The sequence below is a fragment of the Streptomyces sp. NPDC059917 genome, assembly GCF_042730635.1.
GTDB lineage: Bacteria > Actinomycetota > Actinomycetes > Streptomycetales > Streptomycetaceae > Streptomyces.
In genome coordinates this window covers 14,670-41,076 of sequence record NZ_JBHWLC010000072.1, presented here as the reverse complement: position 1 = coordinate 41,076, position 26,407 = coordinate 14,670, and the positions used below count along the sequence as shown (strand labels likewise).

At 73.0% G+C, this 26,407-nt stretch carries 21 protein-coding genes; 7 read left to right on the top strand and 14 right to left on the bottom strand.

Going from position 1 to position 26,407, the window contains the following annotated elements:
* Window positions 1-1,962 (bottom strand): condensation domain-containing protein (locus ACFWAR_RS31360; RefSeq protein WP_385784427.1); only part of this gene is annotated, 1,962 nt, incomplete at its 3' end.
* Window positions 1,963-2,096: 134 nt separating this feature from the next.
* Window positions 2,097-3,509, bottom strand: coding sequence for a helix-turn-helix domain-containing protein (locus tag ACFWAR_RS31355; protein WP_385784424.1), 1,413 nt, complete (start codon window positions 3,507-3,509; stop codon window positions 2,097-2,099).
* A gap of 299 nt (window positions 3,510-3,808) precedes the next feature.
* Between ACFWAR_RS31355 and ACFWAR_RS31350 the strand changes: the two genes are divergently transcribed.
* Complete coding sequence (locus tag ACFWAR_RS31350; protein WP_385784422.1) at window positions 3,809-4,039, top strand: hypothetical protein; 231 nt, start codon at window positions 3,809-3,811, stop codon at window positions 4,037-4,039.
* A 29-nt stretch (window positions 4,040-4,068) separates the two neighbouring features.
* Here the strand turns inward: ACFWAR_RS31350 and ACFWAR_RS31345 are convergent, their stop codons facing one another.
* Window positions 4,069-7,419 carry a BTAD domain-containing putative transcriptional regulator gene (locus ACFWAR_RS31345; RefSeq protein WP_385784420.1) on the bottom strand — a complete coding sequence of 1,117 codons (3,351 nt, stop codon included), beginning with the start codon at window positions 7,417-7,419 and terminating at the stop codon, window positions 4,069-4,071.
* Between the two features lie 289 nt (window positions 7,420-7,708).
* On the opposite strand from ACFWAR_RS31345, the gene ACFWAR_RS31340 reads away from it, so the two are divergent.
* The 4 genes from ACFWAR_RS31340 to ACFWAR_RS31325 all read left to right on the top strand — a co-directional run bounded on the left by ACFWAR_RS31340 (window position 7,709) and on the right by ACFWAR_RS31325 (window position 11,019).
* Window positions 7,709-8,047: a hypothetical protein gene (locus ACFWAR_RS31340; RefSeq protein ID WP_385784417.1), complete on the top strand. Its 339-nt coding sequence runs from the start codon at window positions 7,709-7,711 to the stop codon at window positions 8,045-8,047.
* A 57-nt stretch (window positions 8,048-8,104) separates the two neighbouring features.
* Complete coding sequence (locus ACFWAR_RS31335; protein ID WP_385784414.1) at window positions 8,105-9,319, top strand: benzoate/H(+) symporter BenE family transporter; 1,215 nt, start codon at window positions 8,105-8,107, stop codon at window positions 9,317-9,319.
* Between the two features lie 100 nt (window positions 9,320-9,419).
* Window positions 9,420-10,082, top strand: coding sequence for a hypothetical protein (locus tag ACFWAR_RS31330; protein WP_385784412.1), 663 nt, complete (start codon window positions 9,420-9,422; stop codon window positions 10,080-10,082).
* Window positions 10,083-10,299: 217 nt separating this feature from the next.
* Window positions 10,300-11,019 (top strand): thioesterase II family protein, encoded by a 720-nt coding sequence (locus tag ACFWAR_RS31325; RefSeq protein WP_385784410.1) that lies wholly within the window; start codon window positions 10,300-10,302, stop codon window positions 11,017-11,019.
* Between the two features lie 39 nt (window positions 11,020-11,058).
* Here ACFWAR_RS31325 and ACFWAR_RS31320 read toward each other — a convergent pair whose 3' ends face one another.
* The 11 genes from ACFWAR_RS31320 to ACFWAR_RS31270 all read right to left on the bottom strand — a co-directional run bounded on the left by ACFWAR_RS31320 (window position 11,059) and on the right by ACFWAR_RS31270 (window position 23,428).
* A complete protein-coding gene (locus ACFWAR_RS31320; RefSeq protein ID WP_385784408.1) occupies window positions 11,059-12,933 on the bottom strand; it encodes a hypothetical protein in 1,875 nt (624 codons plus the stop codon).
* 66 nt (window positions 12,934-12,999) lie between these two features.
* Window positions 13,000-13,527, bottom strand: a complete 528-nt coding sequence (locus ACFWAR_RS31315; RefSeq protein WP_385784405.1) for an SMI1/KNR4 family protein — start codon at window positions 13,525-13,527, stop codon at window positions 13,000-13,002.
* Window positions 13,528-13,618: 91 nt separating this feature from the next.
* Window positions 13,619-14,440, bottom strand: a complete 822-nt coding sequence (locus tag ACFWAR_RS31310; protein ID WP_385784402.1) for an enoyl-CoA hydratase/isomerase family protein — start codon at window positions 14,438-14,440, stop codon at window positions 13,619-13,621.
* A complete protein-coding gene (locus ACFWAR_RS31305; RefSeq protein ID WP_385784400.1) occupies window positions 14,437-15,684 on the bottom strand; it encodes a cytochrome P450 in 1,248 nt (415 codons plus the stop codon). Before ACFWAR_RS31305 ends, ACFWAR_RS31310 begins: the two co-directional genes overlap by 4 nt.
* Window positions 15,685-15,797: 113 nt before the next feature.
* On the bottom strand, window positions 15,798-17,198 hold the full coding sequence (locus ACFWAR_RS31300; protein WP_385784397.1) for a cytochrome P450: 1,401 nt from the start codon (window positions 17,196-17,198) through the stop codon (window positions 15,798-15,800).
* 10 nt (window positions 17,199-17,208) lie between these two features.
* Complete coding sequence (locus ACFWAR_RS31295) at window positions 17,209-17,769, bottom strand: ATP/GTP-binding protein (RefSeq protein WP_385784394.1); 561 nt, start codon at window positions 17,767-17,769, stop codon at window positions 17,209-17,211.
* Window positions 17,770-17,772: 3 nt separating this feature from the next.
* A complete protein-coding gene (locus ACFWAR_RS31290) occupies window positions 17,773-18,168 on the bottom strand; it encodes a DUF742 domain-containing protein (RefSeq protein WP_385784391.1) in 396 nt (131 codons plus the stop codon).
* Window positions 18,161-19,003 (bottom strand): roadblock/LC7 domain-containing protein, encoded by an 843-nt coding sequence (locus tag ACFWAR_RS31285; RefSeq protein ID WP_385784389.1) that lies wholly within the window; start codon window positions 19,001-19,003, stop codon window positions 18,161-18,163. The genes ACFWAR_RS31290 and ACFWAR_RS31285 overlap by 8 nt, the downstream gene beginning before the upstream one ends.
* Window positions 19,000-20,187, bottom strand: coding sequence for an ATP-binding protein (locus tag ACFWAR_RS31280; protein WP_385784386.1), 1,188 nt, complete (start codon window positions 20,185-20,187; stop codon window positions 19,000-19,002). Before ACFWAR_RS31280 ends, ACFWAR_RS31285 begins: the two co-directional genes overlap by 4 nt.
* A 792-nt stretch (window positions 20,188-20,979) precedes the next feature.
* Complete coding sequence (locus ACFWAR_RS31275) at window positions 20,980-22,131, bottom strand: hypothetical protein (RefSeq protein WP_385784383.1); 1,152 nt, start codon at window positions 22,129-22,131, stop codon at window positions 20,980-20,982.
* A gap of 199 nt (window positions 22,132-22,330) precedes the next feature.
* On the bottom strand, window positions 22,331-23,428 hold the full coding sequence (locus ACFWAR_RS31270) for a magnesium and cobalt transport protein CorA (protein WP_385784380.1): 1,098 nt from the start codon (window positions 23,426-23,428) through the stop codon (window positions 22,331-22,333).
* Window positions 23,429-23,583: 155 nt separating this feature from the next.
* Between ACFWAR_RS31270 and ACFWAR_RS31265 the strand changes: the two genes are divergently transcribed.
* Both ACFWAR_RS31265 and ACFWAR_RS31260 read left to right on the top strand, forming a co-directional pair.
* Window positions 23,584-24,750 carry a winged helix DNA-binding domain-containing protein gene (locus ACFWAR_RS31265; protein WP_385784377.1) on the top strand — a complete coding sequence of 389 codons (1,167 nt, stop codon included), beginning with the start codon at window positions 23,584-23,586 and terminating at the stop codon, window positions 24,748-24,750.
* Window positions 24,751-24,831: 81 nt separating this feature from the next.
* Window positions 24,832-26,373: an AMP-binding protein gene (locus ACFWAR_RS31260; protein ID WP_385784374.1), complete on the top strand. Its 1,542-nt coding sequence runs from the start codon at window positions 24,832-24,834 to the stop codon at window positions 26,371-26,373.
* Window positions 26,374-26,407 lie beyond the last annotated feature (34 nt).

Here is a 26,407-nt window from a genome sequence, read left to right as displayed (position 1 = left end):
GGTGAGGGTGGAGATGAGGTTGCGGTGGCTGGAGAGGATGCCCTTGGGGCGTCCGGTCGAGCCGGAGGTGAACATCACGCACGCCACGTCGTCCAGGGTGAGGCGGGTCCCGGGGTTCCTGGTGTGCTGAGCCTCGATGTACGGGCGCTCCGCGTCGATCACCGTGGTGGTCCAGGGGCCCGGGAGTCGGGGCGCGTGCCGGGAGTCGGTGACGACCGTGTGCAGGGTGGCGTCGTGGGCGGTGGTGGTGAGGCGTTCGTCGGGGAAGTCGGGGTCGAGGAGGGCGTATCCGGCGCCGGTCTTGATGACGGCGAGGAGGGCGACGGCGAAGTCGGTGCCGCGCTCCAGGAGGATGCCGGCGAGGTGTCCGCGGGCCAGGCCCCGGGTGGTGAGGTGGTGGGCGAGTCGGTTGGCGCGGTCGTTGAGTTCCGCGTAGCTGACCTCTTCGGCGCCGCTGATGAGGGCGGTGTGGTCGGGGCGCAGGCGGGCCTGTTCCTCGAAGCGTTCGGCGAGGGTGGCCTCCCCGATCTCGGAGCGCGAGCCCGTCCACTCCTCCAGGACCTGCCGGCGCTCGACCGCACCCAGCAACTCCACCTCGGACAGCGGTCGTTCGATGTCCTCCAGGGCCGTCGCGATGAAGCGGACGAAGCGGTCGTGGTGTCCCGCGATCGCCTCGACGTCGCACACGTCGGGCGAGGCGTCGAAGTCGATCCGCAGCCCGCCTTCCGCACCGAGGTCGTAGATGCCGACCGCCAGGTCCTCCACCGGCCCGTTGCTCATGTTGTGCTGGGTGGTGGGCTGACCGCAGAACGGCATGCCCGGCGTGAAGGCCATGATGTTGATCAGCGGGGCCGTGATCCGGCGCTCCGCCTCGCCGAGCCCGAGGTCGCGGCAGATGTCCTCGTACCGGGTCCGCTGGCGCCGCAGGTTCTGTCGGGCCTCGGCGCCCACCACGGCCAGCAGTTCGGCGAGGGTGCCGGCCGCCGCGACCGGCACCCGCAGCGGGATGACGTTCGAGAGCATGCCGGGCGTGCGTCGCGTCAGCTCGGTGGAGCGGGCCGTCACCGGCAGCCCCAGCGACAGCTCGGTGGCCCCGCTGACCCGGTGCACGTACGCGCCCACCAGGGTGATCATCAGCATCGTCCACGTCGAGCGGTGCGCCCGGGCCACCTCGCGCAGCCGGTCCGCCTGTGCGGGCGCCAGCAGCAGGGTCCGCCGTACGAAGGGCAGCGCGTCCGTGGCGCCCGGCTCCCGCGCCGTGCGGCCCTCACCGAGCCGCGGGGTCGGCGCCAGCCCGGCCAGATGCCCGGCCCAGTAGGCCCGATCGGCCGCGCCCGCCTCCGAGGCGCGGTACGTGGCGTCCTCCGCCAGTACCTCCGCCAGCGAACCGAAGGTGCTCGGCCCCGCGGGCTCCCCGGCCGCCGCCCGCTCGTAGAGCTCGACCAGCCGCCGGTCCAGCAGGGCGATGCCCATGCCGTCGATGGCCAGGTGGTGGAAGGCCCCGAAGTAGAACCACCGCTGCGGCCCGTCCGCACCGCCGCCGCCCGCCCTGATCAGCGCGTGCCGGCTCAGCCAGCCCTCCGCCAGATCGAAGGGCCGGGCCAGCTCGGCCGCCATCCACGCCCGGGCGGCCGCGGCCGGATCCGGCTCCCCGCTCAGGTCGAGCCGCACCAGCCGGTCCGCACCCGGTTCCGGGTGCACCCGCTGCCACAGCCCCTCCTCGTCCGAGCCGGTGCCGCGGATGCGCATCGCGTCCGCCTCGCGGGCCACCTGGTACCAGCACGAGGCGAACAGCTCGGCGTCCAGCGGGCCGAGGATCTCCCGGTGCTCGCCGATGTTGTAGCGGCGACCGGTGGTGTCGAGCCCGTGGGCCATCCAGATGTCGCGCTGCGCTGCCGACAGGGGCAGCCGCACAGCGGCCGGCCCGTGCGCGGCGCTCTGTTCAGACGGCTTGCGGGGCATGCGGGGACTCCTCGTGATCGCTTCGGTGGTGGGGCGGGGGCAGATCAGATCGGGGTGCTCTCGTCCGGCCAAGCGCCATCCAATGCCCCGGCGGGGGACGCGGGCGGCAGTTGCGACGGCACTCCGCGAGCAGTTCAGGGGGTGGGGAAAGCTGCCGATGCTGCCTGTGCCGTGCGGGCGGACCGTACGATCCCCAGCACCCGGAAGCGGGAACTGCCGCCCTCGTGGGCGGCCCGCACCACTCCGCTGATCAGCAGCTCGCGCAGCATCCGGCCGCACTCGGAGAGGTTGCGGCCGGTCAGGGCCGTGATGTCGACCAGCTCGAAGTCCTCCCCGGCGCGGGCGCACAGGGCGGCGAGCAGCTCCCGGGGGCCGGGCGCCAGCCGCGCCAGCCGGTCGCGGAGCAGCCGGTGGAAGGCATCGCCGCCGGCGGCCCCGCCGAGGTGGTCGAGCAGCGGGACCGGGTCGGCGTCCAGGGCGTGGCACAGGGCGGCCAGGTCGCAGACCACCAACCAGGACGCGGCGGCGGCCAGTGCTCCGGGATGCCCGTCGAGCCGACGGCAGAGGAAGGCGGTCCGCTCCAACTCGGCGGGTCCGGCGACGAATTCGGGACGCACGCGGCGCACGTGGTCCAGGAACACCCGCACGGCGGGGGAGGAGGCGACGAGCGGCTCGGCGGCGTCCCGCGCCGGGACCACCAGCGGGGACAGCAGGAAGATCCGCTCGCCCGGCGCCTCCCAGGGCTGCTCGGAGGTGACCAGCAGCCGCAGCCCCGGGCAGTCGCGCAGCAGCCGGGTGAGCCGCTCGGCTCCGGGCGCGCCGGGCGGGGCGCCGTCGAGGACGAGCAGCGCGGGCCGGTCCCCGAGGAGCCCGGCGAGCCCCTCGTCGGCGCCGAGGGGAGCGCGTGACACCACCGCGCCGGGACCCACCGCGCCGGGACCCGCCCCGCCGGGCCGCGTCCCGTCCGCCGGGTCGGCGTCGTAGAGCTCCACGACCGCGGCCCCGACCCGCACCGTCAACTCCCCGTCCGCGGAGGGGAGATAGTCGGTGGGTCTGCCCGGGAAAGCGAACCACAGCACCGGCATCCCCTCCCCGTGCAGCCGCCCCGCGACCTCCAGCGCCAGCCGGGTCTTGCCCACCCCGGTCAGTCCCACCACGTTCACCAGCCGCTCCGCGCCCGAGGACAGCTCGCGGGCCAGCACCGCCACCTCGCCGTCGCGCCCCACCAACGGGTGCAGCGCGGTCGGCGGCGCCGGCGGTTCGGTCAGGGCGTCCCGGCCGCCCCCGCCGCGGCCGGCCTGGGCCGCCGCCTCCAGCGCCGTACGGGCCCGGGGTCCGAGCCGCAGCGCCTCGGCCATCAGCCGCACCGTGTCCGTACGGGGGCGCCGGGCCTTGCCCTGTTCCAGGTCGCGGATGGCCCGCACGCTGATCGTGGAGAGGTCGGCCAGCTCCCGCTGGGTGAGGCCGATCCGCAGTCGGTGCGCCCGTATCAAGGCGCCGAGCTGGGCGGATTCCTGGGTCGAGCTGGTCAGCGTGGCCGTGTTCATATGCGCTCCCGGCATGGGTGTGGGGGAACGGCGGGGCCTGGGGTGATGCGGCCCGGTTCCGGATTCCCATACTCGCCAGCGCGCTATTGCGGGGGCATCGCGGCGGACCCGTCCCCCGCTATCACCGGGGGGCGGCGCCGCGCGGCGTCGTTATCGCGGCGATAACGGGGGCTGCTCCCCGTGATAACGCGACGATAGGAGCGGGACCGGTGCGGAGATTCCGCCCCTCCCTAAGTTGGTGTCCAGAAAGAAGGAAGCGCCCCGGAAGACCGGAGCGCACCGACGGAAGGACACCTCTGATGAGCATCGCCCACGCCCTGCGGACCGCCCTCGTCACCGCCGCCCTCGCCGGAGCCGCCGTACTCGGCACCCAGGTCGCCTTCGCCGACAACGCGGCCACCGGCGGTGCGGGCAGCGCCACCACCCAGCCCGGCAGCGCCAAGTCCGGCGCCGGTCCGGACGACGGCGCCGCGCCGCAGGCCGTCGTCCCCTCGCCGACCCCCACCAAGGTCACCAACCCCTGGGACTGATCCCCGGGGCCGACCCGGCAGGCCGCAGGTCAGGCCCCGGCGACGGAACCCGCCGCCGGAGCATCGCCCAACAGCACCCGCGCCTGCGTCAGTTCCGGCTCCATCCGCCGGTCCCGGAACGTGCGCACCGCGCTCTCCAGCAACTCCCGGGAACGGGAACGCTCGCCCGAGCCCTGGGCCGACGAGAGCAGCCGCGCCAGATCGAGGCGCACCAGCGCGGCCCCACCGTGGTCCATGATCTGCTCCCGCACCGACAGCGCCTGGTCGAAGAAGGCCACCGCCGCCGCGTCCCGACCGAGCTCGGCGTGCGCCTGCCCGAGGTCCCGCAGCAGGTGCCCCTGGCCGATCACGTCGCCGGTGTCCCGGCACAGCTCCAACACCTCGGTGAACGTCCGTACCGCACCCTCGTGTTCGCCCTGGCTCTGCAACAACTGCCCCGCCCGGCGCAGCGTCCGGGCCTGGCCGCCCGTGTACCCGACCGACCGGTAGATGCCGAGGGCCTCGTCCAGCCTGCTCTGCGCGGTGGCGCTCTGCCCGCGCAGCATCCAGATCTGCGCACTCTGGGTCAGTACGATCGCCCGGCCCACCACGTCGCCCACCCGGTCGAAGTCCCGCAGCGCCCGGTCGTACAGCGCGAGCGCCCGGTCCTCGTTGCCCCGCATCCGCTCCAGCAGCGCGAGGTCGCGGTGGCACAGTGCCAACCCCTGCCGGTCGCCGAGCTCCTCGAAGAGGCCGAGCGCCGAGGTCAGCGCCGCCCGTGACTCCTCGTGCTGGCTGCGCCCCAGGTGCAGGACGCCGAGCGAACTCAACAGCGCCGCACTGCCCCGCTTGTTGCCCGCCGAGCGGACCGCGTCCAGGGCGAGCCGGTGGGTGCGCTCCCAGTCGTCGAAGTAGCCGCGCGCCTCGAACAGGGTCGCCAGCGTGGTCGCCAGGTCCCAGCACAGCTCGTCCATGTTCTCGCGCGCCGCGTGCTCCACGGCCTGCACCAGGTTCGCGTGCTCGCTGTCGAGCCACTCCAACGGCTCCACCAGCAGCTCGCTCACACAGCTCGCCGGCGGCTCCCAGCGCGGCGCCGAACCGTGCAGCACCGTGAAGTCCCCGCCGTAGATGCGCCGGTGGGCCTGTTCGGCCAGGGCCATCCAACCGCCCATCATCCGGCGCAGCGCCCCCGACTGGGCCGCCGGATCGTCATGGGTGGCGAGCTGCTCGCGCGCGAAGACCCGGATGATCTCGTGGAAGCGGTAGCGGAAGCCACCGGTGCTTTCCACCCCGACCACGTCCAGCATCTGTACGTCGACCAGCGGCTCCAGCAGGTCGGAGGGGAAGGGGCGGTCGTCGTCCAGCAGCGCTCCGGCGAGCCAGCCGGGCAGGGTGGGGCCCTGCGCCAGGCTCAGCAGCCGCAGCAGTCTGCGGTCGGCGGGGCCCAACCCGTCGTGGGTGAGCGAGAGGCTGGCCCGCATCGTCATCTCGCCGTGCGTCAACTCGTCCAGCCGGTGCCGCTCGTTGGCGAGGCGGTGCACCATCGAGGCCAGCGTCCAGTGCGGGCGGGCGGCCAACCGGGCCGCCACGATCCGCAGCGCGAGCGGCAGCCCGCCGACCGTCCGGGTCAGGGCTTCGGCGGCGACGGCCTCGCCCGCCACCCGGTCCTCGCCGATCATCCGGACCAGCAGTTCCAGCGACCGCTGCGTGTCCAGGGCGTCCAGCTCCACCCGGTGCGCGCCGGGCAGCGCGGTCAGCCGGACCCTGCTGGTCACCAGGACGGCGCAGCTGTTGCTGCCGGGCAGCAGGGGGCGGATCTGGCTCTCGGACGCGGCGTCGTCCAGGACCACGAGCACCCGCCGGGAGGCGAGCAGCGTGCGGTACATCTCCGCGCGCTCGTCCTGGGACTCGGGGATGACCGGGCCGGGGATGCCGAGGGCGCGCAGGAAGCGGCCCAGCACCTCGGTGGAGGTGGCCGGGGTGCCGGTGCCGCGCAGGTCGCAGTACAACTGTCCGTCGGGGAAGCCGGTTTCGCTGACCCGGTGGGCGATGTGCGTGGCCAGGGTCGACTTGCCGGTGCCGGGCTTGCCGACGATGACCGCGAGTCCGACGGCCCGCCGCCCGCGCCCGCCCGTGCCCCCTTCGGCGGGCTCGCCGAGCAGGGTCCGCTCGATGCGCAGGATCTGTTCCTCGTCTCCGACGAAGTCCGAGGTATCGGCCGGAAGTTGTCGGGGCAGTTCTTCCCGGTATTCGCTCTGCGGCCCCGGCGCGGAGGCCGTGTCCGGCCCCGCCGCGGCCACGGCGGACGCGCCCCCGAGCAGTCCCACCGCGGGTCGGCCACCGACCCCCGGGGTGCTTTCGGGCGCGGGGCCGCGCACGCTCGCGTACGGGCTGATGCCCACCGGCGCGCCCGTGCTGACCTGGGCGCCGCCGGCCGTCGCCGGATCCGGCGACGCCGTGCCCGCGGCGACGCGGGCGGCGGGCCCGCCCGCCGCCTCCCGGGCGCGCGGGCCGTCGTACGGACCGACCGGGGCGGGACCGGAAGCGGCGCTCGGCAGGGCGCCCGAGGCGCTCGGCGCGCCGGTGCCCGCGGCCTGCGCGAGGGCCGCCGGAGGGGCGACTTCCGCGGAGAGAATGGCTGATTCCAACCGCCGCAGTTCGGCGCCCGGTTCGAGCCCGAGCTCGTCGATGAGCAGCTCCCGGCCCACCCGGTAGGTCTCCAGGGCCTCCGCCTGCCGCCCGGAGCGGTAGAGCGCGAGCATCAACTGGCCCCGCAGGCCCTCGCGCAGCGGGTGCACGTGCACCAGGAGTTGGATCTCACCCACCAGTTGGTGGTGGCGGCCGAGTTCGAGTTCCAGCCCGATGCGCGTCTCGGCAGCGGTCAGCCGCTCCTCGTCGAGCTGGCGCGCCTTGCTGCGCAGCGTCTCGCTCGACACCCCGCTGAGGCAGTCGCCGAGCCACAGTTCACCGGCCGCGCGCAGCAGTTCGACGGCCTCCGCCGCACGGCCCAGCTTGGCGGCCGACCGCGCGTCGGCGACCCGGCGCGCGAAGACGGCCGCGTCGACCGAATCACCGTCGGTCTGCAGCACGTACCCCGGGGGCCGGGTGGTGATGGCGGCCGCGATGCCCGCCGTGGAGAAGAGCTTGCGCAGCCGGGACACGCAGATCTGCACCTGGGTGCGCGCCGTGTCCGGCGGCTCGTCGTCCCAGATCAGGTCGACCAGGTAGTCGGTGCTGACCACCCGGTTCGCTTCCAGCAGCAGCGCCGCGAGGATGACCTCCTGCCGGCCCGGCGGTATCCGCACGGGCCCGCCGCGCCCGGTGACCTGTAAAGGGCCGAGGATCCGGAAGACGGGCGCGTCGGGGGTCGGCGAAGGCGTCCCGCCGGGTGAATCGGTCATGAGTCTCCCAGCTGGAGGGCACGCCTGATGCGCTCAAGGGTGAACGGAGATGGGGTGGAGAACCGAGATCAGTCTTCCCGAATGTCTCTTCGGTTGTCCATGGTGTGGAGATTATGTGTGACGGTGTGGCCGCTCGGTGTGAACAGCGGATTTCAGCCGGTCAGAGCGTAGGCGGACGCATGTCGAGGGCTCCCGGTGATAGGACCGGGATAGTCGTGAGTTGCGGCCGCGGCGCACGGTGTGAGTGCCGGTACCCCGCCGGGTGCGTTGTGACGAGAGGACCCCCCACATGAACAGTCGGCCCGGTCGGATCCCGGGACGGATCCCGCCCAGTCGCGTCATCACCGACTCGGGGGTCGAACACGCCCGTCTCGCCTACCACTACCTCGACACCGGGGACCTCGACGGCTACGGCTCCCTGCTCGACGGGGACGCCGGGGACGGCCGCGCACTGGAGCGGTTCGCCACCGGCGGCACCCACGAGATCCACCGCATCGTCGCCGACGGCGACTGCGTGGTCGTGATGGGCCTGAGCCCCGAGCGGCGCGAGTTCGTCGACGTGTTCACCCTGTCCGACGAGGGGATGCTGCGGGACTGCCGCCGCTACTTCGGCCACGTCCACCCGTAACGGCCCGGCAGCCGAAAGCTCCTGGTCGGGCGGTGGCGCGATGTGCGATCTTGACTCATGCGCAACCAGTCGCCCAAGACCGCGAACACCCTCGGCACCACGATACGCACGGCGGCCCCCGCGTCCGCCGTCACCGCCGGACTGATCGCCGTTCTGGTGGGCGTCACCAGTTCCGCGGCCATCGTCTTCACCGCGGCACGGGCCGCGGGCGCGGACGCCCGGGAGGTCACCTCCTGGATGCTGGCCCTCGGCGTCGGCATGGGCGTGACCTGCATCGGCCTCTCGCTGCGCTACCGCGCGCCGGTCGTCACCGCCTGGTCCACCCCGGGCGCCGCCCTGTTGGTGTCGGGGCTGCACGGCGTCACGATGGCGCAGGCCGTCGGCGCCTTCCTCGTGTCGGCCGCGCTGATCCTGCTGAGCGGGGTCACGGGCTGGTTCGAGCGGATCATGGGCAGGATCCCGGTGCCGCTCGCGGCGGGACTGCTGGCCGGGGTGCTCGTACAGTTCGGAACCGGCCTCTTCCGCAGCATGAACGACCACTTCGCCGTCGTCTTCGCGCTCTTCGCGACCTACCTGCTGGGCCGCAGGCTGCTGCCCCGGTACGCGATCGTCCTGGCGCTCGCCGTGGGCGTGGCCGTCGCGGCCGGTCAGGGGTCCCTGCGGCCCGGGCTGGTCCACTTCGCGCTCGCCGAACCGGTCTTCACCGCGCCCGCGTTCTCCTGGCAGGTGATCGTCAGCGTGGCCCTGCCGCTGTTCGTGGTCACCATGGCCTCGCAGAACCTGCCGGGCGTCGCGGTGCTGCGCGGCGACGGGTACGGCAGGGTCCCGGTGTCCCCGCTGATCACCTGGACGGGCGCCACCAACCTCCTGCTCGCGCCCTTCGGGTGCTTCGGCCTGAACCTGGCCGCCATCACGGCCGCGATCTGCACCGGGCGCGAGGCGCACGAGGATCCCGACCGCCGCTACCTCGCCGGAGTCTGGGCCGGGCTGTTCTACCTGTGCGTCGGCGTCTTCGGCGGCACGGTCAGCTCCCTGCTGACGGCGCTGCCCACCGCCCTCATCCTCGGCATCGCCGGGCTCGGGCTGCTCGGCACCATCGCCAACTCGCTCTCCTCCGCCCTCTCCGACGAGACCTTCCGCGAGGCCGCCGTGGTCACCTTCCTGGCCACCGCCTCGGGCGTGACCCTGCTGGGGATCGGATCCGCCTTCTGGGGGCTGCTCGCCGGGGCGCTGACCCTGCTGGTGACGAGGGGCTTGCGGCGTGCCGCCTGAATCCCGGGCGGTGACCATGACCGCCCGTCAGGGACGCCTCGGGGTCGCCTCGGGGTGATTCCCGATACGCGGTCAACCCCGCGGCGTACAGGATCGACCCATGAGCGACCGAGCAGCCACCCTCCGCCCGCACACCCCCAACACCACCCGCAGTGACCGGAGTTGGGGACCCCGACGCATCGCGCTGACGCGCGCCGCCTTCTACGTCGGCCCGCTGTGCATGCTGGTCTACGGAGCCGTCCGGCTCAGCGCCCCCGAGCACCGACCGGACCTCTCCTGGACCGTCGGGCACCTGGCCATGACCCTCGGGGTCCTCCTGTTCGGGGCCGTCTTCGCGGGGCTGCGCCGACTGGTCGAACCGGCCGGCGCGGCCGGTCGGCGCAGCGCCCGCGCCGCGACCGCACTCGGCCTGATCGGCGTGCTGGCCGTCACCGCCCAGGGTGTGATCGACATCGTCGTCGGCCTCCGCGCGGCCGACAAGCCCGCCATGAAGGAGCTCTTCGAGCAGGTCCAGAGCCAGCCCGGGGTGATGCCCGCCGTCTACACCGTCGGCCCGATGCTCTTCTACGTCGGCCTCATCTGGCTCGTGGCGCAGCTGGCGGTCGCGCGCCGCATCGCCGCCTGGCGTCCCGTGGCCGTGGTGCTCGCCGTGGCCGCGATGGCCGTCAGCCTGGACCTGATCCCGCTCGGCGCCGCCCTGTTCTGCGTCGCCCTCTCCCCGCTGGCCCGCGCGCTGACCACCCCCGCCACCGCGGCGCGGTGACCCCGTTCGGACCGCGGCGCGAGGTCACGCGGCGTTCTCGTGGGGTGGTGGCGGCTGTCCCCATTTGTCTATGATCATGAGGATCATCGGGGGGTGAGCGTCGTTTCGCGGACCGCCCCGCCCGGGGCGCCCCGCCGGGCGACGGCGCGGCGGACGAGCTGCCCGCGCCCCCACCGCGCCGGGTGATCCGCTCCCCGGCTGACGAAACGAGTCCCGCATGCCGTACCTGGTCCGCCACGTCTCACCGGCCGCGCCCGCCCTGCGCCTGGTGTGCTTCCCGCACGCGGGCGGCGGCGCGAGCTTCTTCCGCGGCTGGGCGCGCCACCTGGACCCGTCCGTCGAGCTGTTGGCGATCCAGTACCCGGGCCGGGAGAACCGCTTCCCGGAACCGCTGGTGGGGGAGCTCGCCGAACTCGCGGCCGGTGCCGCCGCCGAGCTGGCGGCCGAACCGCCGCGCCCCACCGTGCTGTTCGGGCACAGCATGGGCGCGATGGTGGCCTACGAGACCCTCCTGCGCCTGGAGGCCTCGGGCGCCACGCACTTCACCCGGCTCTGCGCCTCCGGACGAGCCCTGGACGCGCCCCCGGTCGGCGCCGGCGAGGTGACGGACGCCGAACTGATCGCCTCGGTCAAGGCACTCGGCGGATCGCACGCCGAGGTCTGGGAGAACGCCGAACTGCGCGAGATGCTGCTCCCGATCATCCGCAACGACTACCGCCTGATCGACGCCTACCGGCGCGCCCCCGGCACCCCGCCGCTGCGCGCGGAGGTCCTCGCCCTCTCCGGCGACGCCGACCCCCGCGTCACCCCGGAGCAGGCCGCCCTCTGGGCCACCGCCACCACGGGCCCCTTCTCCAGCGAGGTCTACGACGGCGCCCACTTCTACCTGACCACCCACGCCGCCCGCGTGGCCCGGCAGGCGGTGGCGGGGCTGTAACCCCCCGCCGTGGCACGGTGAACCCGTGCGGTCACGGCCCTAGAACATCTCGCCCGCGGGAGTGCCCGCGACCCACCGGGCGGCCCACGCGTCGGCGGCGTCACGGCGCTCGACGTGGGCCGTCGCCTGGGGCTCGCCCTCGAGCAGCGAGGCGAGGCTGTCCGTGAGGGCGGTGCCGGCCAGGACATGGGCGAGCGGCGCGACCGAGGCGGCGGCCCCGGGCGTGACGGGCCCGCCGTGCGCGAGCGAATTGCGCACGGACCGCAAGCGGTCGACCGCCCGCGACCAGCGCTCCTCGAGCTCCGCGTGCCAGCCCCGCATGCCCTCGGCCCCGGCCACCCGCGCGGCCGCGCCCCGCGCACGTCGGCGCTGCTTGCTGTGGACCGGGTAGACCTCCACCAGCTCGGGCAGCACGGAGACGAACCGGGGGAGGTCGACGGCGAAGCGCGGGCCCCCGTGCCGCACCACCGTGCGGTGCAGCGCCTCGGCGGCCCGGCCGACGTCCGGCGGGAAGTGCCCCAGGTCGTCCCGGGCGTGCCAGGCCACGCGCGTCAACGCCTCGGTGATCCGCTGCCGGATCCAGGCGTTCTTGTGGAAGTCGTCGAGGTAGCGGTACCACTCCTGGCCCGAGACCCTGGTGGCGAGCAGTTCGAGGATGCGCACGTCCATCACGACCGCCGGCAGCGCGGGCTGCGTACCGGAGGCCTTCCACCAGCCCACCGCGTCGATGACGTCGGCGAGGTCCGCACCGGCTCCGGCCAGGTGCGGGGCGATGCGCGGGCCCATCCGGTCCAGCCGGTCGGCCGTGGCCTCCATGGACAGGTGCGGTACCCCGAACTCCTCATCGGCCGGCCAGAACGCGTGGTGGGAGGCGAAGTCGCCGTCGACCGTGTGGACGTGCCCGTGGTACATCTCCCAGCCGCGGAAGTCCTGCGGGAACGTCGCGGCCAGGATCATGGACCGGGCCCGCAGGCGCGAGAGCGCCGGGGCGTCCGCCAGCGCGCCCACGCCGAGATCGACGCGGGCGAGCACCACGTCCGGTGCGTCCGGGAAGCCGTCGGCGGGGAAGAAGGACCCCTCCCGGGTCACCTCGTCCGGCAGCAGGTGCCGGTGGGGGCCGTCCTCGGCCGCGTTGCCCTGGAACCACTCCCGGTCGTACAGGGTGATCGGGCCGAAGGTCTGCGTCATGCCCGTGATCCGCGCCTTCGCGAAGGCGTGCCACACCACGTGGTGGCCCCGGCGCGGGGCGGCCGTCAGCAGGCGCGCGGCGAGGTCGAGCCGCTCCTCCTCGGACAGGGCGGCCACCGCCCCGGAGCCCCGCCGGGCCGGGGCGTCCGGGCCGGTGGGCTCCCCGAGGGCGTGCCGGGCCCCGCGGACGTCCGCGCTCCGGTCGCGCAGGACGCCCGCGACGACGCCCAGCAGCCCGGCGCAGCCGCGTTGGGAGCGTTCCAGGAGGGCGCGGAGCAGGGCGGTGCGCAGCCGGACGGCCTCGTGGCCCAGGCCGTCCCGGACCGAGGCCGCGAGGTCCTGCCAGGCCAGGAGCAGGGCGTCCTCGGCGCAGGACGCCCGGTCGAGCGCGAGCAGCAGCCGGTGGGCCAGCGCCACCCGCTCCCGCGCCCCCGCCGCGGGCAGGCCCGCCAGCGCGGAGCGCAGCGCGTCGAGATGGGGGGCCAGCCCCCGCGCGTACCGCGGTCCCAGTCGCTCGGCGCCGTGCTCGAAGTCCTTGATGGCGGCCCGCCAGTAGAAGGCGTGCCGCTTCTCGAAGTCGCGCGGATCCTCCAGCCAGGAGCGGAGCTGCTCGAGCGTCTCCGGGAAGGTCAGGTCCACGTCGTCCGTCTCGTACCAACGGTCGCCGAGGGCCTCCGCCAGCGCGAAGGTCCACGACGGATCGACCACGACTTCCCCGAAGAACATGTGCTCCAGTCTGCCCGTTCGCCTCACCGGCCGGTCGCCGGGGAGCGGGTCGGCGGGGGCGACGGGTCAGCGGCAGAGCTCCATGACGGTCTCCTCGAAGTCCGGGAACTCCTCGGCCGCCAGCTCGATCACGGCGCCGGCCGAGCGGCGCCGGTCCGGCGCGAACCGCTCGGCGATCTCCGCGAACTCGGGCGGGGCGGGCGCCGTTCCTCCGGGCGCGTACGAGGTGACGGCCTCCAGCGGCCCGCAGCCGTCGGCCAGCAGCCACAGGAAGTCGCCCAGGTCGCGCGCGACGACGCCGGTCTCGCCCTCGGAGCCGAGGAAGACGACGGGCTGCTCGGCCAGCGGTCGGCCCGGACGCACCGACCAGAACGCCGCGTATCCGCCCGTACCGTCCTGTCCGAAGACGTGGAAGTCGCTGCCGTCGATCTCGTGGTTCCCGGTCCAGGCCTGGAACCAGTCGGTCGTGTCGGCGACGGACAGGAAGGCGGGGAAGGGCTCGAAGTCGACGCCGTGGCCGTCGGCGTAGTCGAACGGGGCGGCCATCGCGGCGGCGAGCGCGGCAGGGAACGGGAGGTCATCGTTGTACTTCACCGCAACAGGCTAGCCACCGGCTCCGACAGCGCCGGCCCGGGGCCCACGGCCGGGCGCGCTGGCGACGGCGCCGGTGTTCCGCGCCCGCGGGTCAGCCCCTCGCGTGCTGGTGCAGGGAGGCGGCCAGGAGGTGCGAGTCGAGCAGCGAGGCGTCCGCCGTGCGGTCCGCCCGCGCGTAGCCCGCCAGCATCCGCTTGGTGAGCACGAGCGCCTCGGGCGAGCGCCGTACGAGGGGCCCGGTCCAGGCGGCGATCACCTCGTCCAACCGGTCGAGGGGGGCGATCCGGTGGAGCAGGCCGAGCCGGTGGGCCGTCCCGGCGTCGAAGACGTCGCACGTGAGCATGAGCTCGCGGATCCGGGAGGCGCCGACCTCGCCGACCAGGCGTCCCATCGCCCCGCCCCACGCGGGCGGCAGCCCCACGCCCACCTCCGGCATGCGGAAGCGGCTGGTGTCCGCACCGGCGCGCAGGTCGCAGAAGGAGGCGAGGGCGAGACCCGCGCCGATGACCCGCCCGTGCAGCCGGGCGATGGTGACCGCGTGGGTGTTCTCCAGGGCCTGGCACAGGCGGTGCGCCTTGTCGGCGACGCGCCGCAGGCCGACCCCGGACGGATCGGCGGCCAGCGCCTCCCGGTACTCGCCGCGGTCGGCGCCGAGGCAGAAGTCCGTACCCAGTGACGAGAGCGTCAGGATCCGGACGTCGGGTCTCTCGTGCAGGTCGTCCAGGAGGTTGATGAGGTCGTCGAGGACCGCGGTGTCCAAGGTGTCCTCCTGCCCCCAGGGGTTGAGGCGCACGTGCAGCACGGGGCCGTCCTGGTCGACGCGCACCGCCTTGGGGGCGATCCGGGCGCGCGCGGGGGCCGGGCCGGGGGTGGGGGCGTGGGTGGGCGTGGGGGAGCGGGGCGGTTCGATCATGCGACGGCTACGTCCAGGTTCAGCAGGCGTCGGAAGGCCACGCGGGGCGCCATCGACGGGGGGCGTACGAGGGTGAGGCGCGGAAGGCGCCGGATCAGCTGGTGGAGGAGGGTCGTGGCTTCGAGGCGGGCCAGCGGCGCGCCGAGGCAGTAGTGGATGCCGCCGCTGAAGGCGAGGTGGCCGGGTGCGCGCCGGGGGTCGAAGCGGTCCGCGTCGTGGTGTCGGGCCGGGTCCCGGTGCGCCGCTCCGACCAGCAGGTGGACCATCTCGTCCCGGCGGATCTCGACGCCCCCCAACACGCTGTCCCGCGAGGCGACCCGGCTGATCACGTGGGTGGGCGGGTCGTAGCGCAGCGACTCCTCCACGAACCCGGACACGAGGTCGGGGTCGTCGGCGACCGCGTCCCAGCGTTCGGGGCTCTCGACGAGCCGGAGCGCGGTCGTCGCCAGCAGCGTCGAGGTGGTCTCCAGCGCGGCCAACAGGATGAACAGCACCAGGAAGTAGACGCCCTCGTCGGCCTTGTCCCGGTCGGGCTCGATCCCGTCCCACGTCCGGATCCACCGGGTGACGGGGTCGTCGCCGGGACGGGAGCGTCGTTCGCGCACCAACTCCGTGAAATAGGTGCGCAGTTCGAGCGTGGCCGCGTCGGACAGTGCCAATTGGCTGGCCGAGGGCAGCAGTTCCTGGGCGAAGACCTGGTCGTGCGTCAACTCCCGCAGCCTGGGCCAGTCCGCCGGTGGCAGCCCGAGCCAGCCGCCTATGGTGGCCACCGGCAGCTCCTCGCAGACGAGCGCGGAGAAGTCGGCCTCGCCGGTGCGTATTCGCTCGGTGAAGGCGTCGAGGAGTCGATGCGTGGCCCGGTCCACGTGGCGGCCGATGCACTCCATCGTGGACCGGTCGAAGGTACCGGCCGCCCGCCGCACCCGGGTGTGGTCCGGGGTGTTGAGCGCGGCCAGCGTGTTGCTCATCTCGCGCGAGGAGGAGGCGTTCCAGCGCGTCCCCGACTCCTGGCGCGCGCGCCAGGCCCGGTCGGGCTCCAGCCACTCGCGGCTGCGCAGGACCTGGTCGCAGGCGGCGAAGCCCGTCACCACGGAGCCGCCCCAGGGAGCGGGCACGACTTCGCCCCGTGCGAGCAGCTCCGCGTAGATGGGGAAGGGGTCGGCCTGCCCTCCGGCCGTGCGCAGACGGGAGAAGAGGGAGGCGGACGCCCTGCGGTCGTACGACGGAGTTGTGGCAACCCCCATGATGGCGGCTCCTTTCTGAAGACCAGCCGCCATGCATACCCACATGATCGTTAAAGCATCCATGGAGGCCGGCTACTCAGGAGGTTCGTGGGACTGCTGGGATCACATACGCCTCATTCGCCCCGGGTCCAGGCCAGAAAGCGACTGAACAGTCCGCCCTTGGCCTGCGGCGCGCCACCGGCCTTCGGGCGCTCCGGTCCGGCGTGGGAGGGCGGGGCGGTGGCGCCGGTGGGCGAGGGCGCGACCGGCTGCTGCTGGTGCGGCTGACCCGCGGTCGACCCCATCGTCTCGGCCGCCTGGGGAGCGGACCGCGGCGTGAAGCGGATCGGCAGGGTGACCAGCGTGCGGCTCCACGGACTCGGCGCCCAGGTGAGCGACTTGAACGGGACGCGCATCTCCACGTCCAGCAGCTGGTTCAGCAGCGCCTCCACGGCCGTCACCGCGATCATGAAGGCCGGATCCTTGGCGGGGCAGGCGTGCGGACCCGCGCCGAAGGCCAAGTGAGCCTTGGTGTTGAGCTGTTCGCGGTGCGCGGTCAGCTTCGGGTCGGTGTTGGCCGCTGCGAAGGAGATCAGCAGCGGGTCGTTGGCGCGGACCACCCGGTTGCCGAGTTCGACGTCGTGCGTCGGGTAGTGGGCGGCGTAGTTGGCGATCGGCGCGTAGTTCCAGAGGGTCTGCCAGACCGCGTCCTCGACCGGCAGGCCTTCCTGCCAGTCCTCGCCGAGGTACAGGGCGCTGCTGGTGCCGATGGCGGCGGCGAGCGGGGCCGTACCGCCGGAGAGCAGGGTGACCAGCTGGTGCAGCACCTCCTCGTCGCTGAGCTGCGCCGGGTGCTCCATCAGGCGCGTGGTCAGGTCGCCCGTCGGCCGCCGCCGCTTGAGGGCGATCAGCTCGGTGAGCGCCCCGCCCAGGACCTCGTCGGCCCCGGGGGTCCCCTCGAAGATGCCGCTGATCCCGGCGATCACGCGGTCGCCGATCTCGGGCGGGCAGCCGAACAGGTCGCTGAAGACCAGCAGGGGCAGCGGCTGGGCGTACTCGGCCATCAACTCCGCCTGCCCGAGCACATCGGTGCTGAACTGGCTGATCAGGTACTGGGCGGACTGCTGCGTCTGCCGGATGAGCTGGTGCTCGTTGACCGTGGCGAGGCTGTCGGTGACCGCCCGCCGCAGTCGGGCGTGGGCGGCGCCGTCGCTGAAGAGCGCGTTGGGGCGGTAGCCCATCATCGGCAGCGCCGGGCTGTCGGCCGGGACGCGCCCTTCGGCCAGGGCGTTCCAGCGGCGGGAGTCGCGCACGAAGGAGGCGGGGTTCTGCAGGACGTAGAGGGCCGCGTCGTAGGTGGTGACGAGCTCGGCGTGGACGCCGGGGGCGATGTCCACGGGCGCGCTGTGCCCGAAGGAACGCAGCTGCGCGTAGTGGCCGTCGGGATCGGCCCCGAAGGCCGCGCCGTACAGCTGGACGTTCCCGTGCGCGGGGCAGCCGGGGGGTATCTCCTGGGGATCACGGGGCTGTTGCATTCCTGCGCTCCTAGCCGAGTTGGGACATGAGGTGTTTCACGAGGGTGATGAGGGCCTGCGCCGAGGAGTTCTCGTCCCGCACGTCGCACTCCACGACGGGGGTCTCGGCGGTGAGGTTGAGGGCCTCGCGCACCTCGTCGAGGGGGTAGGACGTGGTGCCCGCGAAGTGGTTCACGGCGATGGCGTAGGTCAGGCCGAAGCGCTCGACGAGGTCCAGCACGGGGAAGGACTCGTGCAGCCGCTCCGGGTCGACCAGGACCAGCGCGCCCAGCGCTCCCCGGGAGAGCTCCTCCCACATCTCCTTGAAACGCTCCTGGCCGGGCGTTCCGAAGAGGTAGAGCACCAGGGTGTCGCTCAGCGTGAGCCGACCGAAGTCCATCGCGACGGTCGTGGTCGTCTTGTCGGGGGTGCCCGACAGGTCGTCGAAGCCCACGCTGGCCTCGGTGATCTCCTCCTCGGTCCGCAGCGGCTCGATCTCGGAGAGGCTGCCGATGCAGGTGGTCTTGCCGACCCCGAAGTGCCCCACTATGAGGATCTTCACCGCGTGGGAGACATCTGGATCCAGGTACACGGGTTACGCTCCGAATCGATTCTTCAGGCCCTCGAGCACAGCGCTGACCAGTTCCCTGTCAACCCGTTCGGCACGCGGTATCGGCGTCCTGGCGAGAATGAGACGGTCCTCCTCCAGCTGCGCCAGCAGGATGCGGACGACGCCCAGGGGCAGGCGGGTGTGTCCCGCCACCTCGGCCACGGAGAGGAAGCCGTTCGCGACCAGGTCCATGACCTGCCCCGCTTCGGGGGAGAGGGTGCGCGCGGAGACCGGCGCGTCCTGCGCCGCCGCGGCGGTCACGAGCGTGGTGTGCTCGTACTCGTGGTCCGGCGGCAGCGCCCGTCCGTTCGTGATCACGAAGAGGGGGACTAACGGGGACGTCAGCTCCAACTCCTCGTCCTGCTCGGACCCGTCAGGCATGGCCTGTCCCCTTCTCCGGTGTCGCCGCCGCGGTCAGTCGGGGAACCACCTCGTGCAGCCGCGTGGCGAACTTCTCGATGTCGCAGTCGTGTTCGGCGGCGGCGGCCAGGAAGGCATCGGGGCCGGCGGCCATGAGGAAGATCCAGCCGTGTTGGAACTCGATCACCGTCTGGCGCCACCGCGCGTCCTCGGCGGCGCCCGCGAACTGGGAGGTGACCCGGCTGTAGGCGTGGATGCCCGTCATGGCCGCGGAGATCGTGTCCGCGAGGTCGCGGCTCACCCCGGCCGTCGCCCCGCGGGGGAGCCCGTCCGAGCCCAGCAGCACCGCGTGGCGGGCGCCCTCGACCTCGGACACCACCTGGTCGAGCTCACCGAGGACGAATCCGGGGTGGGCGGCGTCCTGCTGCCGACCGGCGCCCCTGCGCCCGCCCGCGACCTCCTCGGCACTCACCCGGGGCGGCGAGGTGAGGTTGGTGCCCAGCCGGGCGACGAGACGGTGCATGCGGAAGGAGATCTGCTGCATGTCCACGTCGGGCGCGGCCGCGGCGGCGAGGTACGAGCCCTGCCCCGCCCCGATCAGGAAGCTCCAGCCGTGCGAGAACTCGATGATGGTCTGGTTCCACTGCCGGTCCTCCTCCGGTCCGGCGAAGTGGGCCGCGGCCCGGCTGAGCGACTGCATCCCGGCCATGGCGGCGGAGATGGTGCGCACGTCCGTCTCGGCCAGCCCCTCCGTCGCGCCGCGCGGAAGGCCGTCCGCGGACAGCAGGACGGCGTGCCGGGCCCGGGGCACGTTGTGCACGATGTCCTGGAGCATCCACGAAAGGTCTGCGGTCATGCCTCTTCGGGCCCTTCGAACGAGGTGACGTCAAGGTTGCGACCGGAGAGCGTGCCGCGCTGGAAGGCCCCCAGGCCGCGCCCGGAGGGGCGGCCCGACTCCTGCGGGGCCCGCACCGGCGGCGGCGCGTCGCCGGGATCGGGCACGCTCGCGATGGGCGCCTGGCGCGCGCCGCGCTTGGGCAGACCGTGCATCGTGCGCGAGGGCGCGACCTGCGGCCGGCTCTCGGGGGCGCGCCGGATGTTGCTGACCGGGGCCTCGGGGGCCGTCGGTATCTCCTCCATGGTCCACAGCTCCTCGGGCAGGAGGACGACGGCCCTGACGCCGCCGTACCGGGAGACACCGGTGACGTCCACCCGGAAGCCGTGCTGACGTGCGATCAGGCCGATGACCGGGAAGCCGAACTTGGGCTGCGTCCCGAGCTGCGACAGCCGGGGCGCGACCTCGCCGGAGAGCAGCGCGGTCGCCCGCTGCCGGTCCTCGTCGTTCATGCTCACACCGGCGTCGTCGATGACGATGCACAGGTTGCTCTGGACGCGCTGGAACGTCACCTCGATCGGAGCGTCGTGCTGCGAGAAGCTGGCGGCGTTGTCGAGCAGCTCCGCCACGGCGAGGGCGACGGGCGCGACCGCGGACGCCTTCAGGGCGAGACCGGTCTGCTGCATGATGGCGACCCGGTGGAAGTTGCGGATCTGGCTCTGGGCGCTGCGCACCACGTCGTAGACGCTGGCGGGCCTGTTGCGCCGGCCGAGCGGCGCACCGCACATGACGGCGATGCCCTGGGCCTTGCGCGCCATCTGGGCGTTGGCGTGGTTGACGTCCAGCAGGTCGCTGAGGACGGCGTGGCCGCCGTACGTGCGCTGGATGCCGTCCAGGAGCGTCGTCTGCTCGGCCGCGAGGCTCTGCAGCAGACTGGCGGCGCCCTTGAGGACGGCCTTGGTGTTCTCCTCCGCCGCTTCCTTGGCCTCGCGGAGCGTGGCCTCCTGCCCGCTGCGGAACCTCTGCAGCTCGGCGCGCGAGGCGTGCAGGTGGCCGTCGGCGGTGAGCAGTTGCTGCCGCAGCTCGGCCTCCGCCTGCTCCTTCTTCGCCTCCAGCGCCCTGTTGCGGGCGACGAGTGCCGCGACCGCGACCACGGCTATCGCCGCCACCGCAACCAAGCACCACACAAGTGCGTCTCGATTCATGGAAACCTTTCCCGGCGCATGGCGTGCGGACGGCTGCAGATGCACCTCGAGAGGCCCCGCAACGCAACTGATCGGCACCGTCCACCTGCTGTTACGCGGAGAACATGGCGCCGATCGCAAATCTGCATCTGCGTCAAAGTAGATCAAGATCACAGATGCCGGGATGCTATCACCCGGTTCTTCGGCCCCTCGACGCCTGCCAGGGCGCGACAAAAGCCCAGCTCAGCGCTCACGAGAGCGTCCTGACATGGCCTTTGGGCCCGGCATCCGCCGTCGCCGACGTGCCTCGCGGGAGATCCGTTCAACAGTTCTTCATGCGAGGAGTGACAATCTCTCACATCGATCTGAGGCTCCGTCAAGCGTGCCCCTGAGGGCCTTCGTCGACGCACACCACCGCCCGGACAAGGGGCAGGGGCGGCCAGGATGGCCTGAACTCGTCGGGTCCGGAGCTCCGCGGGGAGGCCCGCGCACCGCGTGCCCCCGCCCTCTTCCGTCACCCTCCGTGTCCGCGCGCGGGTGCCCGTGGGGGAGGGGTGGCGGGTGGAGCGGGGTGGGGAGGGAGCGGCCGGGTTCGCGCCCGTCCCCGGAGTCGCGCGGAGGGGGCGCCGGTCCCCGTTCCGTCGTTCGCAGGAGCTAAGTCGATCAACGGGGCCCGGGTCCGCCCGCGTCGACGGCGCCCCCGTCCCGGCACGAGAAGAGGGGCCCCCGACCGGCTCGTGGCCGGTTGGGGGCCCCTCTCGCACTCCTTCGTGGGGGGTGCGCACTTCCGCGCCGTGCGCGTACGGCGTGCGGTCAGCGCGCGGCGGGCGCGGCCAGGCGCTGCAGGTAGTAGGTCAGGCCGCCGAACACGCTGTCGAATCCGCTGGAACCGGCCAGGTAGAGCGAGCCGTCCGGCGTGCTGGCCAGCGAGGACACGCCGTTCATGCCCGGCTGGATCCCGCCGACGACCTCCCACGCGCCACCGGTCCAGCGCAGCAGGTTCCCCGCGCCGCTGACCCCCACGTGGACCTGGCCGCCGTATACGGCGAAGGAGTGGGCGAACGTGGCCCCCGGGACGTCACGGCGGGTCCACGCGGTGCCGTCCCAGTGGTTGACGTACGCCCCGGTGAGCGGCGCGCCCTGGCCCCTCTCGTCCAGGACGGAGCCCGACACCCAGACGTCGTCGGGGCCGTTGCTCCTGACCTCCTGCAGCAGGGTGCTGACCTTGGCCGTACCCGGAACCGGGACCTCGGTCCACCGGGTGCCGTCGAAGTGGAGGGCGAGCGCCTGGAAACGGTCGTTGGCCGTACCGCCCGCGTCGCGGTGGCCGACGGCCCAGATGTCGTTCTCCGCCCGTACGTCGATGGCCGCGAGGTCGCCGGAGAACTGGTCGAAGGTGGTGGTGTTCCAGGACGTCCCGTTCCAGTGCGTCACCACCGGGGTCCAGCGGCCGCCCGCGCGGGAGTTGCCGACCGCCCACAGGCTCTTGCGGCCGACGGCCTCGGCTGCCTGGAATTCGAGGTTCCGGGTGTCCGGGTTGAGGTTGCCCGACCACCTGGTCCCGTCGTAGTGGTGGATGCGGAAGACGCCGGTGCTCGTGTCCTTGCGGCCGATGGCCCACAGGTCGTCGGTGGCGGTGGCGGTCAGCGTGGTGACGCTCGCGTCGGCCGGCGGCGTCAGCTCCTTCCAGGCGTTCCCGGTCTTCTGCCACACCTTCTCCGACAGCCTGCAACTGCCGCAGGTGCCCCGGCGGGTCTTGGCGAAGGCGTTCTGCGCGTCCAGGGGCAGGATGTACGCGCCCCCCTCCCCGGCGACGGGCTGCGACAGCGTCTCCCAGACCGGAGCCGCGGCGTTCGCCGGCGCCGCGGCCAGCGCGACGCCGACGACGGCGGTCACCGCGGCCGCACGCAGGGTGCGGCCGACGTTCCTGATCATCTTCTTCTCCAGGTCCACAGTGGTACGCACGGGCCGGCCCCACCGCCGCGTCACGACAGCGGGCCCTCGATTCGCACGCCGGAGGCCCCGCACGACCGACAGCGCCCCCGCGCCAGCTCCCCCGACACACTGCTCCGCATCCTGACGCCGCCCCCTATCCACCCACCAAGCCGCCAATATCCACCGGCTTTCCGCCGGGTATCCACCCGCGGCGGGGCGTCGCGCGCCCCTACAACCAGTCGCGCTTCTTGAAGACCAGGTACAGGCTCACGCACACCACGGCCATCAGCAGGATCGCGAAGGGGTAGCCCGCGGCCCACTTCAGTTCCGGCATGGTCTCGAAGTTCATGCCGTAGATGGTGCCGACCAGGGTGGGGGCGAAGAGGATGGCGGCCCAGGAGGAGATCTTCTTGATTTCCTCGTTCTGTTCGAAGCCCGCTTCGGCCAGGGCGCGCATTTCGGCGTTCTGTTGTTGGGAGACCAGGGTGGCGTTGACCGTGAGGATTTCGGTCAGGGCCTGGCGGAAGCCGTCGACGCGTTCGCTGGTGTGGGTCACGTGGTCCGCCACGTCGCGGAGGTAGCGCTGGAGTTCCTCGTCGGTGCCGTACTTCGCGAAGCCCGCCATCAGGCTGTGGAGCATGCCGACCAGGGGGCGGGTGGCGCGTTGGAACTCGACCATTTCGCGGGAGAGTTCGTAGATGCGGCGGGAGACCTCGGGGTCGCCGCGGAAGACCTCGGTCTCGATCTCGTCCATGTCGTTCTGGACGCCCTCGACGACCGGGGCGTAGCCGTCGACCACGACGTCGAGGATGGCGTAGAGGGCCGCTTCCGGGCCGAGGGCCAGGAGTTGCGGGGTCTCCTCCATCCGGCGGCGGACCGCGGGGAGGTCCGGGGCGGCGCCGTGGCGGACGGTGATCAGGAAGTCGGGGCCGACGAAGATGTGCAGTTCGGCGAAGTCGACCTCCTCCAGGGCGTCCAGGTAGCGGGCGGCGCGCAGCACGACGAAGAGGGTGTCGCCGTAGCGCTCCAGCTTGGGGCGCTGGTGGGCCTCCAGGGCGTCCTCGATGGAGAGCGGGTGCAGGTTGAACTCCGCGGCGAGGGAGTGGAGTTCGGACTCCGTCGGGCGGTGCAGGCCGATCCAGGCCATGCCGCCGGGCTGTTCGCGCAGGCGGCGGAAGGTCTCGGCGAGGTTGGTGGGGGAGGCGATCCTGCGGCCCCCGTGGTAGACGGCGGAGTCGACCACGCTCCGGTGGCCCGGGGCCGCGGGGGTGGGCTCCGGCGGGTGCGGGGGCGGCGTGGGGCGGCGGCGGTCCGGGCGCTCCGGCATCGGGGTCCCGCTTCCGTGAGGGGTGGAAGGTGTGCGTGCGCGTGGGTGAAGGATATGCGGAATATGCCGGGTATCGGTGTGCAAACGGGGTGGGCGGGACGGTGGGTCGTCAGTTGCGGACAGAAGCTGTCCGCAAGGCGGGTTAGCGTGAGGTCATGGCCTCCACGACACCGCACCACGCCGACCGCGCGCCCGTGCTCGACGCCCGCGCGCTGAACCGTGCCACCCTCGCCCGCCAGCTGCTCCTCGAGCGGACCGGGCGCTCCGCGGGGGACGCGGTCGCGCACCTCGTCGGGCTCCAGGCGCAGAACGTGAAGCCGCCCTACTACCAGCTCCAGGCACGCCTCCTCGGCTTCCGCGCCGCGGAGTTGGCCGGGGCGATGGAGTCCCGCGAGGTCGTGCGCATGGTGACGATGAGGTCCACGATCCACACCCACACCGCGGCCGACGCCCTCGCCCTGCGCTCCTTGGTGCAACCCGCCCGGGACCGGGAGATCGGGAACTTCCGCAAGGGGCTCGTCGGGGTCGACCTGGAGCGCCTCGCCGACGTCGCGCGGGCCCGCGTCGAGAGCGCGCCGCGCACCATGGGGGAGCTGCGCACGGAGCTGCTCGCCGAGTGGCCGGACGCGGACCCCGCCTCGCTCGCGGTCGCCGCGCGCTGCAAGCTGCCCCTGGTCCAGGTCACGCCGCGCGGGGTGTGGGGACGCAGCGGGCAGGTCCGGCTCACCACGCTCGAGAACTGGCTCGGTGACCGCGCGGACGCCCCGGCGCCGCCCGCCGTGGACGAGGTGGTGCTCCGCTACCTCGGCGCCTTCGGGCCCGCGTCCGTCAAGGACATGCAGGTCTGGGCCGGGCTCACCCGACTGCGCGAGGCCTTCGAGCGGCTGCGGCCCGAGCTCCTCGTCTTCCGGGACGAGAACGGCGTCGAGCTCTTCGACCTGCCGGACGCGCCCCGACCGGACGCGGGCACCCCGGCCCCGCCCCGCTTCCTACCCGAGTTCGACAACCTGCTCCTCTCGCACGCCGACCGTACGCGCGTGGTCCCCGCCGCGCTCAAGGGACGTACCTGGAAGGGCAATCAGGCCTACCGCACCCTGCTCGTCGACGGATTCCTCGCCGGGGTGTGGAAAGCCACCGGCGACGGCCTGACCGTCGAGCTGTTCGACGAGGTCACCGGCGCCCAGCGGCGCGCGATCGTCGAGGAGGGGGAGTCGCTGCTCCGGTGGATGGCGGAGGAAGGCGCGGGCGGCGAGGGGACGGACGGCGAGGGGACGGGCGGCGAGGGGGCTGACGGCGTGCGTTTCGGGGCGCTCGCCGGGTGACCCCCGCCCACCCGGGAGGTCCGTGCCAGACTCCCCCTACGTGAAGCCGGCACCCCGATGCACCCGATACAGGAGAGAACCATGCGCATTCCGATGACCGTCGCGGACTTCCTCGACCGGGCGGAGTTGGGGTTCGCCGCCAGCCCCGGCGTGATCGACGAGCCGGACCAACCGGGGCCGCCCGTACCGCTGTCGACGTACGGACGGTTCGGCGAGCGGGTCCGCGCCTGGCAGGCGGGGCTGGACGCGCTCGGCGTGGGCGAGGGCGAGCGGGTCGCGGTGGTCAGCCACAACTCGGCGCGGATGCTGGAGCTGTTGTTCGCCGTGCCGATGAGCGGCCGGATCTGCGTGCCCATCAACTTCCGCCTCAAGCCCGAAGAGATCGACTACATGCTGCGCCAGAGCGGCGCCTCGGTCCTCTTCGTCGACCCCGAGCTCGACGCGGCGCTCTCCGGCATCACCGCCCGCCACCGCTTCGTCTTCGGCGAGGAGACCGAGCGGCACGTGATGCGCTTCGGGGTCGAACCGCGCCCGTGGTCGCACCCGGACGAGGACGCGACGGCGACGATCAACTACACCTCGGGCACGACCGCCCGGCCCAAGGGCGTGCAGCTCACCCACCGCAACATCTGGGTCAACGGGCTCACCTTCGCCCTGCACGCCCGGGTGTGGGAACGCGACGTCTACATGCACACCCTGCCGATGTTCCACTGCAACGGCTGGGGCATGCCCTACGTGATGGCCGGGCTCGGGGTCAAGCAGGTCGTCCTGCGCAAGGTCGACGGCGCCGAGATCCTGCGACGCGTCGAGGAGCACGGCGTCACGCTGATGTGCGGCGCGCCCGCCGTGTGGAACTCGGTGCTGGACGCGGCGGCGACCTGGGAGGGCGAGATCCCGGGACGGGACCGGGTACGGGTCATCTGCGCCGGTGCGCCCCCGCCGAGCCGGACGATCCAGCGCATGGGCGACGAGCTCGGCTGGGAGTTCACCCAGATCTACGGCCTGACCGAGACCTCGCCGCTGCTCACCTTCAACCGCGCGCGGCCCTCCGACGCGGAGCTGCCCGCCGAGGAGCGGGCGCGCAAGCTGTCGCGGGCGGGGTTGCCGGCGCTCGGGGTCAAGCTGAAGGTGTCCGACTCCGGCGAGGTCCTGGCCCGGTCGAACGTCGTGCTCGACGGCTACTGGGACAAGGCGCAGGAGACCGCCGCGGCCCTGGAGGACGGCTGGTTCCACACCGGTGACGGCGGCACGATCGACGCGGCCGACGGACACCTGACGATCGCCGACCGGAAGAAGGACGTGATCATCACCGGCGGGGAGAACGTCTCCTCGATCGAGGTGGAGGACACGATCTTCAGCCACCCGGCGGTGGCCGAGGTCGCCGTCATCGGAGTGCCGCACGAGAAGTGGGGCGAGACGATCAAGGCGCTCGTGGTCCTCGTCGACGGGGCGGCGGCGCAGGAGGCCGACATCATCGCCCACTGCAAGCAGCGGATGGCCGGTTACAAGGCGCCGACGTCCGTCGAGTTCCGCACCGCCATCCCGCGCACGGCCACGGGGAAGATCCAGAAGTTCAAGCTGCGCGAGCCGTACTGGGCCGGTTTCGAGCGCGAGGTCAACTGACGCCGCGCGGGGCAGGGGCGGCGAGGAGCCGGAC